Raw genomic sequence first — 17,555 nt, forward strand, 5'->3', positions numbered from 1 at the left:
AACAACAAGGTGAACATCATGAGCCGTATCTTGACCGAGGCCGTCAGCCGCCGATCATTTCTAGTGTCTGCCGGCGTCACCGTCGGTGGCGCATTCGCCGCCAACCTGCTGCCTTCCAGCGTCTTCGCTGCGACCAAACCCATTGTGTTGCGCTACACCAGCAGCCTGCCCGACACCCATCCGTTGAACAAACAGATGAAGGCCGCTTCCGAAGCCATCAAGGCCGAAACCAACGGCGCCGTGGATCTGCAGGTGTACGCCAACGGCGCCATGGGCGGCGACACCGACATGCTGTCCCAGGTGCGCGCCGGGGCAATCGACTTCATTCCATTGCCAGGCGCGATTCTCTCTACGCTGGTGCCGGCCATGTCGATCGAAAGCATGCCGTTCGCGTTCAAGGACTACGACAGTGTGTGGGCCGCGCTCGACGGCAAGCTGGGTGAATACGTGCGCGCCAAGACCGCCAAGGTCGGCCTGATCCCCATGGAGAAAGTCTGGAACAACGGCTTCCGCCAGATCACCAGTTCGACGCGACCGATCTACACACCGCAAGACCTGGCCGGCTTCAAACTGCGCGTATTGGTCAGCCCCCTGTGGACGTCCATGTTCAGCGCCCTCGGCGCCTCCCCAACCGGCATCAGCATCAACGAGACCTACTCGGCGTTGCAGACCAAAGTGGTCGACGGCCAGGAAAACCCGCTGGTGGTGGTCGAAGCCGCGCGCTTCTATGAAGTGCAGAAATACTGCTCCATGACTGACCACATCTGGGGTGGTTTCTGGATCGTTGCGTCGGGCAAGACCTTTCCAAAACTGCCCGCAGACGTGCAGGAAATCGTCTCCCGGCAAATCAACGCCGCCGCGCTGGTCCAGCGTCAGCAGGTGATTGACCTCAACTCCAGCCTGGAACCGTCCCTGACCGCCCACGGCATCACGTTCAACAAAGTCGATCGTTCATTGTTCAGGAATGATCTGCAGTCCAAAGGCTTCTACACCCAATGGAAAGAAAAGTACGGCGACGAAGCCTGGAGCTTGCTCGAGCAGTACGCAGGTCAACTGTCCTAAGCCGGAGACAAGGTCATGAAAAACGAAATACCAATGACGGATGTTTCTCCCGCTGAAGGACTCAGCCCGCGCGCCACCACCTTTCGTCTCGGTCGCGCACTGGACACCGGGTTGCGCTGGCTGACCGAGGGTAGCGCGGCGTTGCTGGTGGTTATCGAAGTCACGCTGCTGTTTTGCAACGTGTTCTCGCGCTACGTGCTCAATCAGCCCATCGTCTGGGGCGACGAACTGGCCTCGCTGCTGTTTCTCTGGCTGGCGATGCTCGGTTCAGTGGTGGCGATGCGTCGAGGCGAGCACATGCGGCTGACCTCGTTCATCGGGCGGTTGCCGCTGCATAAACGCGCCTTTGTCGACACCTTGGGCGCCGTGATCGTCATCACGTTCATTGGGTTGCTGTTCACGCCGGCCTGGGAGTACGTCAGCGACGAGTGGATCATCACCACCGCCGCCCTCGAAATCCCCAACGCCTTTCGCGTGTCCGCCATTGCGGTCGGCCTGAGCCTGATGCTGATGACCTGTGTCGCGCGTCTGCTGACCAGCGCCCGCTTGATCGATTTCTCCGTGTCGGTGGCGATGCTGGCATCCCTGGCCGCGTTATTTTGGGTGGCTGAAGGCACCCTGCTGCTGATGGGCAACTGGAACCTGGTCGTCTTCTTCATGATTGGCGTGATGGCCATGATCATCATCGGCGTGCCGATCATGGTGGCGTTCGGCCTGGCGACAGTGGCTTACCTGTCGACCATGACCAGCACGCCCTTGACCCTGGTGGTGGGCCGAATGGACGAAGGCATGGCGAGCCTGATCTTGCTGGCCATCCCGTTGTTTGTGTTTTTGGGCGCGTTGATCGAAGCCATGGGCATGGCCCGAGCGATGATCCACTTCCTCTGCTCGTTGATCGGCCATGTGCGTGGCGGCCTGTCTTATGTGCTGATCGGTGCCATCTACCTGATCTCCGGCATTTCCGGTTCCAAGGCTGCCGACATGGCGGCCATCGCGCCGGCGTTGTTTCCGGAAATGAAGAAACGCGGTGAGGATGAAAACGAACTGGTGGCGATGCTCAATGCGTCCGGGGCGATGTCGGAAACCATTCCGCCGAGCCTGGTACTGATCACCATCGGCTCGGTGACCGGGGTGTCGATTTCCGCCCTGTTCACGGGTGGTTTCATGCCGGCGGTGGTGGGTGCCATCGCCATGGCGGCGGTGATCTGGTGGAAAAACCGCAAAGGCGAGGCCTCCACCGGCAAACGTGCCTCGGGCAAGGAAATCGGCCACTCGCTGCTGGTCGCGCTACCCGCACTGGCCCTGCCCTTTGTGATCCGCACCGCGGTGGTTGAAGGGGTCGCCACGGCCACCGAAGTCGCCGCCATCGGCGTGGCCTACACCTTCATCGTCGGGTTGCTGTGCTATCGCTGCTTTGACTGGCGCCGGCTGTACCCGATCCTGGTCAGCACCGCGTCGTTGTCCGGCGCGATTCTGATCATCATCGGCAGCGCGACCGCCATGGCCTGGGCGTTGACCCAGTCGGGCTTCTCCCATCAATTGGCCCAGGTGATGTCGACGGTGCCGGGTGGCGCGATGGGCTTTTTAATCATCTCCGCAGTGGCATTCATCCTCCTGGGCAGTTTTTTGGAGGGCATTCCCGCCATCGTGCTGTTCGGGCCGCTGCTGTTTCCGATTGCCAAGGCCATGGGCATCAACGACGTGCATTACGCCATGGTCGCGATCTTCGCCATGGGCCTGGGTTTGTTCGCGCCACCGTTTGGCGTGGGCTTCTATGCCGCTTGCGCCATCGCCAAGGTCGACCCCAGCGGTGCCATGCGCCGGGTCTGGCCGTATCTCGGCGCACTCGTCGTGGCCTTGGGCGTGCTGATCGCCGTGCCATGGATCTCCATCGGTTTCCTGCCCAACGCCTGAATCACTTTTTGACTTTCAGCACTCAAATACGAGGTTTCTCATGAATTTCTCCCCACTCGAAGCCGGCACCGCCACCGAACGCCGACTGCTCGTCGACAAGGAACGCACCATCTCGTTTCTCGGCGAAGACTTGCGCATCTACGCCACGCCACGGTTGGTCGACGACATCGAACAGACCTGCCTTGATTACCTGCTCACCTTCCTCGATGAAGGCGAAAACACTGTCGGTGCAGCGGTCGATATCCGCCATGTCGGCGCCACACTGCTGGGCATGTCGGTCAGCATCGTCGCCACGGTTACCCGTATCGAGGGGCGCAGCGTCACCTTCAACGTCGAGGTGCGCGATGACGTCGAGCTGGTGGCGACGGCGGCGCATACCCGGGTGGTGGTGAACGTTGCCAAACTGCGCAGCCGTGTCCAGGCCAAGGCCGAGGCGGCGGCCGCTGGAGAAGTCGAAGACGGCGTGCTCAGTCCTTCCCAGTTCGCCGCGTCGCGCTGAGCAAGGAGTGACGTCATGATCACGCTGCAGGAACGCAACGGCTTGCCGAACCTTGCCGCCGAGGATGCGCTGCCGATTGTCGATGCTCACCATCACTTGTGGGACCTGGGCAACGGTCGCTATCCCTGGCTGCAGGATGAGTATCACGAAGATTTTTTCCTCGGTGACTATCGCAGCCTGTGCCGTGATTTTTTGCCGGAAAACTTTCTTGCCCTGACTGAAAGACAACGATTGGTCGGTACGGTACACGTCGAGGCCGAACGTGCTCGCGATGAGCAAGTCGCCGAGACACGCTGGCTGGAACAGGTGAATGCCCGTTACGGCTTTCCAAATGCCATCGTTGCCCACGCCTGGTTCGATCGTGAGGACAGCGCGGAAATTCTCGCGGCTCAGGCCGCCCGGCCGCTGGTGAAAGGCATTCGCTCAAAACCGGTGACCTCGGCGTCACCGGAGGTATCGATTACCGGCTCCAGGGGCTCCATGCAAGACCCAAAATGGCTGGAAGGCTTTTCGCGTCTGGCTGACCACGGTCTGTCGTGGGATCTGCGCGTGCCGCCGTGGCACCTGGTCGAGGCCGCCGAAGTGGCGGCGATGTTTCCGCAGATCCAGATCGCTTTGAACCATACCGGTTTTGCCTGGGATCGCAGCCCGCAAGGCATGACCCGCTGGCGCAAGGGCCTGGAAGCGCTGGCCTTGCAGCCCAATGTGCATATCAAGCTGTCGGAGTTCGGGCTTAAAGACTCGCCCTGGAACTACGACGACAACCGGATCGTGGTGCTGACCGCATTGGAGATCTTCGGTCCCGAGCGCTGCATGTTCGCCAGCAACTTCCCGGTCGCCGGATTGCGCGCGTCCTACGACACGATTGCCGATGGCATGGCCGCGATGCTCGCCCCCATGGGTCGTGCCGTGCAGGAAGCGGTGTTCGCCGGCAATGCACGACGCTTTTATCGCCTGGAGACGCCGCATGGATAACGTATCGGCCATCGACTGGCGCGCACGCTTTCTGGCCAGCGGCGACGACGCGGACTTACCCATCGTCGACGCTCATCAACACTATTTCGATATCGAAAAGCATTACTACCCGTGGCTGAACGACCGACCGTTGCAAGCGTTTCGTTATGGCGATTACTCATCGATCTGCCGCAACTTCCTGCCCCATGACTATCGCCGACTGACGGGCAACCACCGCATCGTGCAGACCGTCGTCATCGAGGGTGAATGGGACCCCGCGACGCCGGCCGATGAGGTGAGTTTTGTCGAGTCGCTGGCGCAAGACGAACCCACCCTGGCCGCCATGGTGGCGCAGGCCTGGCTGGATCGTAAGGACGCTTCAACCCTGTTGCGCCAGTACCGCGATCATCCCTTGGTGCGCGGCGTGCGCCACAAACCTGCGGTCACCCGTCTTGAGGCATGGCGCGAAGATTTCGTGGCGCCAGGCTCGATGCGCGATCCCCGCTGGCGCGAGGGTTACGCACAACTGGCCGAAAACGGCCTGCACTTCGAGTTGCAGGCGCCATGGTGGCATCTGCCGGAAGCGGCCGAGCTGGCCAGAGACTTCCCCGACGTGACCATTGTGGTCAATCACACGGCGCTGCCGGCTGATCGTTCGGAAGAAGGGTTAGCCGGCTGGCGTGAAAACCTCGCGTTGCTGGCCCGGGAGCCGAACGTCGCCCTGAAGATTTCGGGCATTTGCATCCCCGGCAAGGCGTGGCCGGTCGAGGCGAACCGTGTGGTGGTGAACGACGCGATTTCGATTTTCGATATCAGCCGCTGTGCGTTTGCCAGCAATTACCCGGTCGACGGCGTAGTGAACGGCATGAGCGAGATCTTCGACGGCTTCAAAACGATTGTCAGCGACCGCTCCCTCACAGATCGGCTCGCCCTGTTTCATGACAACGCCCGACGCATTTACCGGCTCACTTGACCCTCATTGAACAGTCCTTCAGGAGTTCCCATGTTTGAAGTTTCAGGCCACAACTACATCGCTGGCACTCGTTCTGCAAACGGCACGAGCACGCTGCAAAGCCACGACGCCAGCACCGGCGAAGCCCTGCCCTTTCGTTTCCATCAGGCGACCGTGGATGAAGTGAATGCGGCGGCAGAAGCGGCAGCCACGGCTTACCCGATCTTTCGTAATCTTTCAGCGGCCCGACGCGCTCAGTTTTTGGAGGCGATTGCCACTGAGCTTGAGGCGCTGGACGACTCGTTCATTGCCCTCGTGTGCCGGGAAACCGCCCTGCCCGCCGGCCGCATTCAAGGTGAGCGGGCACGCACCAGCGGCCAGATGCGCCTGTTCGCCACGATGCTGCGTCGCGGCGATTTCTACGGCGCCCGCATCGACAGTGCGCTCCCGGACCGTCAACTGCTGCCTCGCCCCGACCTGCGCCAATACCGCACCGGGCTCGGTCCGGTCGCGGTGTTCGGCGCCAGTAACTTTCCGCTGGCCTTCTCCACCGCCGGCGGCGACACCGCGTCTGCCCTCGCCGCCGGTTGCCCGGTGGTGTTCAAGGCCCACAGCGGCCACATGGCAACAGCCGATTACGTCGCCGATGCGATCACTCGCGCGGCCAGAAAAACCGGCATGCCTGACGGTGTGTTCAACATGCTCTACGGCAGCGTCGGCGAAGCATTGGTCAAGCATCCGTCTATCCAGGCGGTGGGTTTCACCGGGTCATTGCGCGGTGGCCGTGCGTTGTGTGACATGGCAGCGGCACGGCCTCAACCGATCCCGGTATTCGCCGAGATGAGCAGCATCAACCCGGTGTTGCTGATGCCCGAAGCACTCAAGGCGCGCGGTGAAAAGATCGCCGCCGAGCTGGCCGCTTCCGTTGTGCTGGGTGCGGGTCAGTTCTGCACCAATCCCGGTTTGGTGCTGGGCATTCGTTCGCCGGAATTTACTGCCTTCCTCGAACGTTTCGCCGGGTTGATGGGCGAGCAATCCGCGCAAACGATGCTCAACATCGGCGCGCTGAAAAGCTATTGCCACGGTTTGGACAACCTTCGCGCTCACGCCGGCATGACGCACCTGGCCGGCGCCGCACAACAGGGCAATCAGGCGCACCCGCAAGTGTTCAAGGCCGACGTCAGCCTGTTGATCAACGGGGATGAATTGCTTCAGGAAGAAGTCTTCGGCCCGACCACCATCGTGGTGGAAGTCGCCGACCACGCCGAATTGCTCCAGGCACTGCACGGTTTGCGGGGTCAGTTGACCGCAACGCTGATTGTCGAAGACTCGGAGCTCGATACCCTCGGCGACGTTCTGGCCCTGCTGGAACAGAAGGTCGGACGCGTGCTGTTCAACGGTTATCCCACCGGCGTGGAAGTCTGTGACGCCATGGTTCATGGCGGACCGTATCCGGCGACGTCGGATGCGCGCGGCACGTCGGTCGGGACGTTGGCCATCGATCGCTTCCTGCGTCCCGTTTGTTATCAGAACTGCCCCGACAGTTTGCTGCCGGACGCGCTGAAGAACGCCAACCCGTTGAGCATTGCCCGACTGGTTGACGGTGTCAGCAGCCGTGATGCGCTGTAAGTCACCCGGCTTCAACTAACACCCACTGTCAGCACAACTTCCGCGCCTGTTGAACAACAGGCGTCGGATTCGCTCGTCCCAACAAACGCTTCACCCACACAACAACAAAAACAGAGGAAGTCTCATGCACGTTCAACTTCACCCGACACTGCGCTTTTGCAAATTGATGCTGGCCGTGACCGCCGCCGTGATGATCAACACCGCAGGCGCTCAACTGGCCGTTGCCGACACCACTCCCACCGCGACGACAGCCCCCATGCAATGTGCCACTGAAGCCACACCGCGCTACACCAAAACCCCCACCGGTTACCTCATGGTCCTGCGCATGGGCGACAACGCTTTCAAGGAACTGACCAAACTGGCCATCGCCGAGAAAATCCCCAGCGCGTCGATCACCGGCATCGGTTTCGGCAATGTGAAGTTCGGTTTCTGGAACAAGGACAAAAAGGACTTCGACGCCAAGACCTTGAACAGTGTCGAGATGGCCAGCATCACCGGCTCGGTGGCCTGGAAGAACGATCAGCCTTCGATCCATATGCACGGCGTCGCCGGTGACGCCACGTTTCAAGCGTACGGCGGCCACATCCTCGACTTCGAAGTGACCACCGGCTCGATGGAAATCACCGTGATCGTGCACCAGCGTCGCCTGGAACGCGGGATTGACCCGTGCATCGGCGCCAACGTGTTGGGTATTTAAGCCAAGCGAATAACGCTCCCGCAGGCATCGAACGTTGCCGGCACCCGCTACTGCGGGAGCCACCCTCCTGAACTCAAATTACAAAAAAAAACGAGGCGATATACATGAGCAGCAAGAAAACGGCGGTGACTTTTGCATTGGGTGCCATTGCACTCAGCACCCAGGCGCACGCGGACTTCCTGAGTGACAGCAAAGCCACCCTGGGAATGAGAAATTTCTACTTCAACAACGACAACCGCGACGGCACGGCCACGCCTTCGAAAACCGAAGAGTGGGCGCAAGGTTTCATGCTCGATTACAAGTCGGGCTACACCGATGGCACGATTGGTTTTGGCGTCGACGCACTGGGCCTGATGGGGATTACGCTGGACAGTGGCAAAGGACGGCACGTCGGCAGCTCGATGATTCCTTCAGAGAGTGATAACAGCGCTGTCGACGAATGGAGCCGGTTGGGGTTGACCGGCAAAGTCAAAGTCTCGAAAACCGAGCTGCGCCTGGGTACCCTGATGCCCAAACTTCCAATCCTCGTATCCAACGACGGCCGCCTGCTGCCCCAGACCTTCGAAGGTGGCCAGATCACCTCGGGCGAGTTCAAGGACTTGACCTTCACCGCTGGCCGAATCGAACACGCCACCGGTCGGGGTTCTAGCGATCAGACGGGGTTGGCCGCCACGGGTGGCACCCGTGAAAGCAACGCGTTCGACTTCGCCGGCGGCGACTGGAAAATCACCAAGGACCTGACCGCCCAGTATTACTACGCCAACCTGGACAACTACTACACCCAGCAGTTTTTCGGCCTGATCCACACGCTGGCGATCGCGGAGGGTCAATCGCTGAAAACCGACTTGCGCTACTTCAAGACCGATTCATCCGGTGCAAACGGCTCGGGCACTTCAGGCTACAAAATCAGTGGCTTCACCCAAGGCAATGATGGCGAGATCGACAATCGAACCTGGAGCGCCGCGCTGATTTACACGCTGGGTGGCCATGGCATCACAGCGGGCTATCAAAGCGTTTCGAGTGGCAGCAACTTCACGCAGCTCAATCAGGGCGGCCTGGCCAACAAGGGTGCCGGCGGCAGCAGTCTTTACCTGTACACCGACCGTCTGATTCAAACCTTCACCCGTGCGGGCGAACGCACAGCCTTCGGTCAATACGCCTATGACTTTGCCGCCATGGGGGTGCCCGGACTGAAAGCGTCCGTCATGTACCTCAGCGGGGACGATATCAAGACGACCTCTGGCGATAGCCAGAAGGAATGGGAGCGGGACATTGCTCTGGACTACGTGATTCAGTCCGGCACGCTTAAAGGTGTCGGTTTCGGATGGCGTAACGGCAAGTCCAACAGCGAGGCGGCCCGTGACCAGGACCAGAATCGCTTGATCGTGAGTTACAGCATTCCTTTGCTTTAGCAGAGCAGCCTAGAGCAATTGCGCCTTCGGTCACCAGCACCTGGGCCTGACCCTGGCCGGGGCAACCGGCCAGTGGGTCGCCGACTGCATCGCCGGCAAGGCGCCCCCATGGTTGGGCAGTTTCGGCGAGGGGCTGAGCGTTTTCAGAGGCAGGCTTTGGACTGATCACGCATCGACAGGGAACTCCTGACGACCGCCACGCATCCAAAAGATGAGGTACTTTCTTTTTTGCTTCACGCTTTCAGAGGACACCGTCATGCGCCGTCTGATGATCATCTCTTCCCTTTTGCTGTGTTTACCCTTCGGCTCCGCTATGGCCAAAGTGGATGCGGGCGATGTCGCCACGTCAGCCGGGGTTTCCGCATCGTTGTACTCGACGTTCAAGGACCACAAACTCATGATTCCTGCCCGGGATGACGCCTCCAGCTTCGTTGCCAGTGGCGGTGCGATTCGTGGGGTTTATCTGGAATCGGTCTTAAAACAGATTCGTCAGGACAATCCCGGTCTAAACGCCAGCGACGAAGACCTGGCCAGAGCGATCCTCGTCCAGGATGGCGCTGCTGCGGGTCAATGAAGGCTGAAAAAGTAGCGGTGGGGCTCGCGGCACACGGATAGCGTTTGCAGCCCTACCTCGATTCAGCGCCTGATAAACGCGCCCAACCCGCCACCAATTGCGCGCTGATGCTCACGCCGCCGCACACCACAATCACGACATCATGGGCCTCGGCAATCGCCGGATGGTTCAGGTAGCCAATCGCCAACGAAACGCCGCACGCCGGCTCGACCAACTGACGCAGGTCGTTGGCATAACGCACCACGCCCATGATCGCCTCGTCATCGCTGAGCGCGACACATTCGTGCGGGAAATCGAGGATGTGCTGCACCGGCCAGGCAGCCACCAAAGTAGCGCCGAGCGACCTGGCAACCGTATCGATCCGGGGAAATATGACCGGATGTCCGGCACTGACAGCGGCGGCAAAAGACGCAGAACCCTGGGTTTCACACGCGATGATCCGGCAGTCCATGCGCTTGTGACGGATCAATCCGGTGAGAATCCCCGCCAGCAAACCTCCGCCCCCTACCGACATCACGATTGCATCGACCTGAGGACAATCCTCGAGGATTTCATCGACCATCGTGCTGTGCCCTTCCCACAGCACCGGGTGATCGAAGGCTGGCACGTATTCGGTGTCCGCGCCCTGCGCGAGTTCCTTGGCCCGTAAATTGGCTTCGTCCCAGACCTTGCCATGGACGATCACCTCGGCACCGGTTTTCCTGATCCGTGCGCGGGTGGTTTCCGGCGTGGTGTGCGGCACCACAATGCAGGCTTTCAACCCCAGGCTGGCAGCCGCCACGGCGGTGGCAAACCCGGCATTGCCGCCCGAAGGACAGATCACTTTGCGTTTACCTTGCTCCGCCGCCTGGCTGCACAACAGCCCTATGCCGCGCAGTTTGAATGAGCCGCTGGGTTGCAGGTTTTCCAGCTTGAGCCAGATTCGTCGGGATGGGGTCGACAAGTCTGGATGCAGAATCAAGGGCGTTCTGATGTGAAGCATTTGTGGAGCTCCTTAAGGGTGAACGGTCCTAATCCAAGCTTAGTTCACCCTGCCCCGGCGGTTACCGTATCAGCGATAACGCGGTGCCGCCGCGGAATGGCCGAACAAGCCTGAAAGCGTCTGGCGCTGGGCTTCGTAGGCGTCCCACTGATCGCCTTCGTGCAGGCCCGGAAGGGTCACCACTTCGCCTTGCGCCAGCCCCGTCAGCGCGGCATCGACCATGTCCTCGGCAGACATCACGATCTCTTGCGGCAGGTTTTCCACCGGGTTGCCGGCCTCACTCCAGAAGTCAGTGGCAGTGGCACCGGGCAGCACGGCCTGGATACGAATGCCTTTGTCCGCCAGCTCGCGGTGCATGGATTGGCTCAAGCCGAGAACAAACGCCTTGGTCCCGCCATACACGCCGTTGAGAATTTCCGGGGCGATGGCAACGACCGAAGAGATATTGATCAGAGTGCCGGTGCCGCGAGCGACAAAGCCTGGCACCACCGCATAAGCCAGGCGCATCAACGCGGTCACGTTGAGGGTGATCATGTCTTCCATGTCATCCACGGGGCTGCCGAGCAGCGGCATGACAGCGCCGACCCCGGCATTGTTGACCAACAGGGTGATACTGGCGTCGGAGCGCAGTATTTCTTCGACCCGCAGCAAGTCGGCCTTGTCTTTCAAATCGGCAGCGACCACTTCCACGGCGCGCCCGGTTTCGTTACTCAGGTGGTTGGCCAGGGCGTTCAGTTTCGCCTGGCTGCGGGCGACCAGAATCAGGTCGTAACCCTGCCGGGCCAGACGGTCGGCATACACCGCGCCGATGCCCGAAGATGCGCCAGTGATCAGTGCGGTGCCTTTGGATGAGAGGGCCATGTCGATTTCCTTCACAGTGAGGCGATAAGTTCGCCGGGGGTGAACCGTTATAAATGGACTCACGCCCGTCTCAAATGACGTTTAAAATACGTTTTTCGGACATGACCTTTTGAGGACACCTCAATGACTTCCGTGGCGTTTGTAGTGTTTGAAGGGTTCCAGTCCATGGCGCTGGCGGCCATGCCGGTGTTCGAGTACGCCAATTTCAGCGCTGGCGAGACGCTCTACGAAGTGAGCGTGGTGTCCGAAGATGGCTGCACGTTGCGTGCCTCCGGCGGTTTGAGTGTCGGTACCCAGGCCTTTGGTGAGCAGGTGTTCGATACGGTGATTGTAGTGGGCGGCGATGCCATCCTCGAGCAGGCACCCGAAGGCGTGCTGAATTACCTGCGTGCAAACGTTAAAACCGCACGACGAACGGCGTCGATCTGCTCCGGCGCGTTCGTCCTGGCCCAGGCGGGTTTACTCGACGGACGGCGGGCCACCACCCATTGGGCTTATGCACGGGAGCTGCAAGCGCGGTTTCCATCGATCAAAGTGGAAGAAGACCGCATCTACGTCGTCGACGGTTCGATCTGGACCTCCGCCGGGATGACCGCCGGCATCGACCTGGCGCTGGCCATGGTCGAAAAGGATCACGGCGCCGCCCTGGCCCGTTCCGTGGCGCAGAAACTGGTGATGTACCACCGCCGCGCGGGAGGCCAGTCGCAGCACTCGGCGCTGCTGGAACTGGAAGCGAAATCCGACCGCATTCAAACCGTCCTCGGCTATGCGCGAGAACACCTCACCGAGACATTGTCGGTGGAGCAACTGGCGGACGTCGCGCGCCTGAGCCCTCGGCAATTCAGCCGGGCCTTCCGGGCGGAAACCGGTCAATCGCCGGCCAAGGCCATCGAAAACCTGCGCCTGGAAGCGGCACGTCAGATGCTGGAGCGCGGACGACTGACCCTCGATCAAATCGCCGAAGAGTCCGGTTTCAGCGACTGTCGCCGCATGCGCGAAGCCTTCCTTCGGGCGTTCGGGCAGCCGCCACAGGTGATTCGACGCAATGCCCGTTCGGCGTAGGATGAAACGTGTCAGGTCCACGTGTGGAGATGCAGATGAAAATCTCGGCCAAACTGGCGTTTTTCGCCGTTGTTTCCACCCTCGCCTACCTCGGCCTTGCAGTTTGGGGGCTTGGCGGATTCTCGGCGTTTTTCGCTCATGCGCCGCTGGTGGTCATTGCGCTAGCCACTTTGATGATGGCCATCGCATCCTTGTTCACCGAGGTCAACTTGAGTTCCGGCGAACGTGAAGACCGGGCCAATCGTTGGGTGTTGCCTGCGTTCGGGGTGATCGGATTATTGAGCGGGTACCTGCCGGCCTATACCGACCGGATCGACTTCTGGACCTTGGGTGGCGAAGGTATGCGTTGGCTCGGGGCGTTGCTGTTCATCATCGGCGGCACGCTGCGGCTCTGGCCGGTGTTTGTGCTGGGCAAGCGTTTCAGTGGACTGGTGGCGATTCAGCCGGGGCACACGCTGGTCACCGACGGGATTTACCGCACCTTGCGCAACCCCAGTTATTTGGGGCTGATGATCACTGCTGTGGGCTGGGCACTGGCGTTTCGTTCCGGCGTTGGTTTGTTGCTGGCAGCGGTGACGATGATCCCGCTGATCGCCCGCATTCACTCCGAAGAAGCGCTGTTAAGGACGCAGTTCGGCAGCGAATACGAGGCTTACTGCGCCCGCAGTTGGCGGTTGATTCCCAAGGTTTACTGAAGGTCCCGCTGCTCAAGGTGAAGCAGACCTTCGGCCACCACGCGGCAGTCGACTGTCTCATAGCTGGCGAGCGTGGCATGCGGGGTCTGGAGCGGATGGTCGTGGGTCGCGGTCACCACGATCAGGTCCGCGCCCGCCGCCTCGGCCGCGAGAATGCCGACTGCGGCGTCCTCGAAAATCAGGCAATCGGCCGGTTCAACGCCCAACCGTTCAGCCGCCAGTCGATAGCCCGCGGGATCGGGTTTGCCGGCACTGACGTCTTCGGCAGTGACCATCACCAAAGGCTCCGGAATGCCCGCCGCGGCCATCCGGCGCAGCGCCAATGCCTTCGGCGCCGAGGTGACGATCGCCCATTGGTTGGCGGGCAGCGACTTCAGAAAGTCTGCCGCGCCAGGCACCTCAATGATCCCCTCGACATCCTCGATTTCTGCCTCTGTGATGAACGCCGCTTCAGCCTCGGCATCCACCCCGGGCAACGCCAGACGATTGATGGTGTCGATGGCGCGAACGCCATGGATGGTTGGCAGGAAGGTGTCGACATCGACGCCGTGGCGCAAGGCCCAGGCCGCCCAGATCCGCTCGGCAGCGGCGATGGAATTGAGGACGGTGCCATCCATATCGAACAGAACAGCGCGGTACGGGGTGTTAAAGACGGATTTTTGACCAGACAAAGGGGTGCTTCCTCTCGCAGGTGCCAGGCGGGTTCGGCGAGCAATGTAGCATTGGCGAGATATGAGCTGCCTTAGGTTCTACAGGGTGCGTTTCGACTTCAAGGCACCGTCCACACAGTCCAGCAACTGCCCAAGCGCCCACGGTTTCTTGATGAACGACACCGAATGCCTGACCCCGGCGCTTTGCGGCGTTTCGAAACCGGACATGATCATGATCGGTTTGTCCGGCCAGCGGTCGCCAAACAGATTGGCCAGGTCCGCGCCATTGAGTTGGCCCGGCATGGTGATGTCCGTGAGCAATAGACAGACGCCGTCCGAGTGTTGCTCCAGATACGCTGAGGCGGAATCCGCGCTGACATGCGCTTCAACCACAAAGCCTTCGTCCTGAAGAATTTCGCAGAGAAACTCCAGGATCAGCGGGTCGTCCTCAACCACAAGAATCAACCCGCCAGGGAGATGATCGCCCGCCGTCGATACTGGTCTCATGACTGTGCCACTCCCTGATTGCCTAAATGATTTCGCGCGCTTAAATCCGCTGCCTATCAGGTATGAGCAGCGGACTCGGCAGAAAATTCATTTTTGATACAGGCAAGCGATGAATCAGGCGTCCTGCAAAATCAGGTCGGCGCCCTTCTCCGCCACCATCAGCACGGCGGCATGGGTATTGCCCGAGGTAACGTTGGGGAAAATCGACGCGTCGACGATACGCAGACCTTCCAGACCGTGCACTTTGAGGCGTTTGTCGACGACCGATTTCTGCTCGTCCGCACCCATGGCGCATGAGCCGCACAGGTGATAGATCGAACCACTGTTTTCGCGGAAATACTGCAGCATCTGTTCGTCAGTTTCGACGACCGGCCCCGGCAATACTTCTTCAACGGTGATGCCCTTGAGCGCAGGCGCCTGCATGATTTTGCGCATCAAGCGGCTGCCCTGGATCACCTCGTCGATGTCCTTTTGCGTGCTCAGGTAATTCGGGTCGATCAGCGCCGCGTCCCGCGGATTTTTCGAGGCGATCTCGATGTGCCCGCGACTGGTCGGCCGGCACGGGTTGAAGCACAGCAGGAAGCCTGAATACGGTTCGGGCTTGAGGCTGGCCTTGTTGTTTTTCGGGATCTGGTACGACAGCGGATTGAAGTACAGCTGCAGGTTAGGATTGGCCTGCAGTTCGTTGCCACGGAAGAACCCGCCGGCCTGATTGACGCTCATCGCCAGTGCGCCCTTGCGGGTGAACAGGTATTTCAAACCCAGTTTGAACTGACCAAACAGCGAGCTCAGTTGATCGTTGAGCGTCGGGATGTTGGCCTTGTAGTAGTAACTGGCGCACAGGTGGTCTTGCAGGTTCTGCCCCACCGCCGGCAAGTGTTTGACCAACGGAATGTTGTGTTTGGCCAGCAACGCCTGATCCGCGACACCGGACAATTGCAGGATCTTCGGCGTGTCCACGGCACCGGCGCAAAGAATGACCTCCTTGTTGGCGGTGAAGGTGCGCACCACACCGTGCTGGGTGATGGAAATCCCGGTCGCCCGACCGTTATCGAACAACACCCGATCCACCAGCGCGTAATGCTCGACCGTCAGGTTCGGCCGGCTCAATGCCGGATGCAGATGCGCAAAACTGCTGGAGCAACGCTGACCGTTGCGGGTGTTGACGTCGTAGATACCCGAGCCTTCAAATTTCGGGCCGTTGAAGTCGTCGCTGTGGGGATAACCCAGTTCATCGCAACCCTTGAGGAACACGTCACAGATCGGATGGGTCTGACCCTTCATTGGCGTGATGCTGATCGGGCCGCCGCCGCCGTGGTACTCGCTGTCGCCCAACGGATGGTTTTCCAGTTTGCGGAAGTACGGCAGCACTTCCGTGAAGCCCCAACCGTCGTTGCCGTTGGCCGCCCAGTCGTCGAAGTCATGGGCCTGGCCACGGACGTAGATCATCGCGTTGATCGAGCCCGAACCACCCTGCACCTTGCCCCTCGGGGCGTAGATTTCGCGGTTGTTCAGCTGCTTTTGCGGCTGGCTGTAGTACATCCAGTTGAAAGTCGGGTTGTAATACATTTTGGCGAAGCCGACCGGGATCTTGAACCACAAGGAACTGTCCTTGCCGCCCGCTTCCAGCAGCAGCACCGAGTGTTTGCCCGATGCCGAGAGCCGATTGGCAAGGATGCAACCTGCGGCGCCTGCGCCAGCGATGATGTAGTCGTATGTCATGCACGGTTACCGCGTAAGTCGTTGTACAAAAAAAACGAGCGCCCTCCTGTAGGAGCGAAGCTTGCTCGCGAAGGCGTCGTATCAGTCAACATTTATGTTGGCTGACCCACCGCTTTCGCGAGCAAGCTTCGCTCCTACTGGGGGATTGCGCCTTCTCCCGTCAGCCTCTGGCTGGCGATGTGTCTTTGACGTCAGCCGGGGTCGGCGCCATTTGCAGGTGCAGGCGCTCGCCGGTGTACGGCGAATGCTTGCGCACCACCTCCATGTTCAGCTCCACGCCCAGGCCCGGCTCGGTGGACGGGATGATGTAGCCGTCCTCCCATTGCAACGGTTTGGTCAGGACTTCGGCATGGAAACCGCCCCAGGTCATGATGCTTTCCTGGATCAGGAAATTCGGCGTGCAGGTGGCGAGCTGGAAACTTGCCGCCGCGCCGATCGGCCCGTTGTAGAGGTGCGGGGCGATCTGCGCGTAATAGGCTTCGGCCATGCTGGCGATTTTCTTGGCTTCCAGCAGACCGCCGCAGCGGGCCACGTTCATCTGCAAAATCGACGCACCGCCAGCCTGCAACAGCTTGAAGAATTCGTACTTGGTGGTCAGCCGTTCGCCGGTGGCAATCGGGATGCTGGTTTTGGCCGCGACTTGCGCCATGGCCTCTTCCTGACCCGGCGGCACCGGTTCTTCGAACCACAGCGGATCGTATTTCTCCAGGCGCTTGGCCAGGCGGATCGCCGAGGACGGCACCATTTGCCCGTGGGTGCCAAACAGCAAATCGCACTTGTCGCCCACCGCTTCGCGGATCTTGCGGCAGAAGGTTTCGCAACGCTCCAGCACTTCCAGCGAGATCTGGTGCCCGGAGTACGCGGTGTAGGGCCCGGCCGGGTCAAACTTCACGGCGGTGAAGCCTTTGTTCATGTTCTCGATGGCGCATTCGGCGGCTAGGTCCGGGTCGTCGTAGTCGTACTCGCCTTTGCTGTTAACCGGATACAGGTAGGTGTAGGAACGCAGGCGTTCATTGACCTTGCCGCCCAGCAGTTCGTACACCGGCTTGTTCGCCGCTTTGCCGATGATGTCCCAGCATGCCATCTCCAGACCGCTGACCACGCCCATCATGGTCAGGTCCGGACGCTGGGTGAAACCGCTCGAATAGGCCTGACGGAAGAAGCGTTCGATGTGGTGCGGATCGTGATTGAGCAGGTAGCGTTCGAACACGTCTTCGATGATCGGCAGCATGGCTTTGGGGCCGAAGGTTGCGGCGTAGATTTCGCCCACCCCGATGATGCCGCAATCGGTCTTGAGCTTGACGAACAGCCAGTACATGCCGCCGATGTGCGGTGGCGGTACGGCAACGATATGGGTTTCTAAGGCGACGATTTTCATCACAG

17 protein-coding genes are annotated in these 17,555 nt (G+C 60.4%); 11 read left to right on the plus strand and 6 right to left on the minus strand.

The window, feature by feature from the left end:
• The first annotated feature begins 18 nt into the window (after nucleotides 1-18).
• From ACYZT5_RS12655 to ACYZT5_RS12695, 9 genes are all read left to right on the plus strand, one after another.
• Nucleotides 19-1,062: a TRAP transporter substrate-binding protein gene (locus tag ACYZT5_RS12655; protein ID WP_462051398.1), complete on the plus strand. Its 1,044-nt coding sequence runs from the start codon at nucleotides 19-21 to the stop codon at nucleotides 1,060-1,062.
• Between the two features lie 15 nt (nucleotides 1,063-1,077).
• Nucleotides 1,078-2,976 carry a TRAP transporter large permease gene (locus ACYZT5_RS12660; protein ID WP_462051399.1) on the plus strand — a complete coding sequence of 633 codons (1,899 nt, stop codon included), beginning with the start codon at nucleotides 1,078-1,080 and terminating at the stop codon, nucleotides 2,974-2,976.
• Nucleotides 2,977-3,016: 40 nt separating this feature from the next.
• The gene (locus tag ACYZT5_RS12665) at nucleotides 3,017-3,475 is read left to right on the plus strand and encodes a thioesterase family protein (protein WP_462051400.1); all 459 of its coding nucleotides are present in this window, start codon (nucleotides 3,017-3,019) and stop codon (nucleotides 3,473-3,475) included.
• 15 nt (nucleotides 3,476-3,490) lie between these two features.
• A complete protein-coding gene (locus tag ACYZT5_RS12670) occupies nucleotides 3,491-4,450 on the plus strand; it encodes an amidohydrolase family protein (protein ID WP_462051401.1) in 960 nt (319 codons plus the stop codon).
• Nucleotides 4,443-5,402, plus strand: coding sequence for an amidohydrolase family protein (locus tag ACYZT5_RS12675; protein WP_462051402.1), 960 nt, complete (start codon nucleotides 4,443-4,445; stop codon nucleotides 5,400-5,402). Before ACYZT5_RS12670 ends, ACYZT5_RS12675 begins: the two co-directional genes overlap by 8 nt.
• Before the next feature lie 30 nt (nucleotides 5,403-5,432).
• Nucleotides 5,433-7,010, plus strand: a complete 1,578-nt coding sequence (locus tag ACYZT5_RS12680) for an aldehyde dehydrogenase (NADP(+)) (RefSeq protein WP_462051403.1) — start codon at nucleotides 5,433-5,435, stop codon at nucleotides 7,008-7,010.
• 124 nt (nucleotides 7,011-7,134) lie between these two features.
• Entirely contained in the window at nucleotides 7,135-7,707 is a 573-nt protein-coding gene (locus ACYZT5_RS12685) for a PPC domain-containing DNA-binding protein (protein ID WP_462051404.1), read from the plus strand.
• 104 nt (nucleotides 7,708-7,811) lie between these two features.
• Nucleotides 7,812-9,119 carry an OprD family porin gene (locus ACYZT5_RS12690; protein ID WP_462051405.1) on the plus strand — a complete coding sequence of 436 codons (1,308 nt, stop codon included), beginning with the start codon at nucleotides 7,812-7,814 and terminating at the stop codon, nucleotides 9,117-9,119.
• Between the two features lie 256 nt (nucleotides 9,120-9,375).
• On the plus strand, nucleotides 9,376-9,693 hold the full coding sequence (locus ACYZT5_RS12695; protein WP_462051406.1) for a DUF2388 domain-containing protein: 318 nt from the start codon (nucleotides 9,376-9,378) through the stop codon (nucleotides 9,691-9,693).
• Between the two features lie 52 nt (nucleotides 9,694-9,745).
• Here ACYZT5_RS12695 and ACYZT5_RS12700 read toward each other — a convergent pair whose 3' ends face one another.
• Nucleotides 9,746-10,675 (minus strand): pyridoxal-phosphate dependent enzyme, encoded by a 930-nt coding sequence (locus tag ACYZT5_RS12700; protein WP_462051407.1) that lies wholly within the window; start codon nucleotides 10,673-10,675, stop codon nucleotides 9,746-9,748.
• Nucleotides 10,676-10,744: 69 nt separating this feature from the next.
• Nucleotides 10,745-11,536, minus strand: coding sequence for an SDR family NAD(P)-dependent oxidoreductase (locus ACYZT5_RS12705; RefSeq protein ID WP_462051408.1), 792 nt, complete (start codon nucleotides 11,534-11,536; stop codon nucleotides 10,745-10,747).
• 123 nt (nucleotides 11,537-11,659) lie between these two features.
• On the opposite strand from ACYZT5_RS12705, the gene ACYZT5_RS12710 reads away from it, so the two are divergent.
• Nucleotides 11,660-12,598: a GlxA family transcriptional regulator gene (locus tag ACYZT5_RS12710; protein ID WP_462051409.1), complete on the plus strand. Its 939-nt coding sequence runs from the start codon at nucleotides 11,660-11,662 to the stop codon at nucleotides 12,596-12,598.
• Between the two features lie 35 nt (nucleotides 12,599-12,633).
• Nucleotides 12,634-13,293, plus strand: coding sequence for a methyltransferase family protein (locus ACYZT5_RS12715; protein WP_462051410.1), 660 nt, complete (start codon nucleotides 12,634-12,636; stop codon nucleotides 13,291-13,293).
• Here ACYZT5_RS12715 and ACYZT5_RS12720 read toward each other — a convergent pair.
• The 4 genes from ACYZT5_RS12720 to ACYZT5_RS12735 form a co-directional block, all read right to left on the minus strand.
• Nucleotides 13,287-13,964, minus strand: coding sequence for an HAD-IA family hydrolase (locus ACYZT5_RS12720; protein ID WP_462051411.1), 678 nt, complete (start codon nucleotides 13,962-13,964; stop codon nucleotides 13,287-13,289). The two genes, ACYZT5_RS12715 and ACYZT5_RS12720, sit on opposite strands and share 7 nt — an antisense overlap.
• A 78-nt stretch (nucleotides 13,965-14,042) precedes the next feature.
• Nucleotides 14,043-14,450, minus strand: coding sequence for a response regulator (locus ACYZT5_RS12725; protein WP_462051412.1), 408 nt, complete (start codon nucleotides 14,448-14,450; stop codon nucleotides 14,043-14,045).
• 114 nt (nucleotides 14,451-14,564) lie between these two features.
• Complete coding sequence (locus ACYZT5_RS12730) at nucleotides 14,565-16,172, minus strand: GMC family oxidoreductase (RefSeq protein WP_462051413.1); 1,608 nt, start codon at nucleotides 16,170-16,172, stop codon at nucleotides 14,565-14,567.
• A gap of 160 nt (nucleotides 16,173-16,332) precedes the next feature.
• Nucleotides 16,333-17,550, minus strand: coding sequence for a mandelate racemase/muconate lactonizing enzyme family protein (locus ACYZT5_RS12735; RefSeq protein ID WP_462051414.1), 1,218 nt, complete (start codon nucleotides 17,548-17,550; stop codon nucleotides 16,333-16,335).
• Nucleotides 17,551-17,555 lie beyond the last annotated feature (5 nt).

Source organism: Pseudomonas sp. LB3P14, from assembly GCF_054898045.1.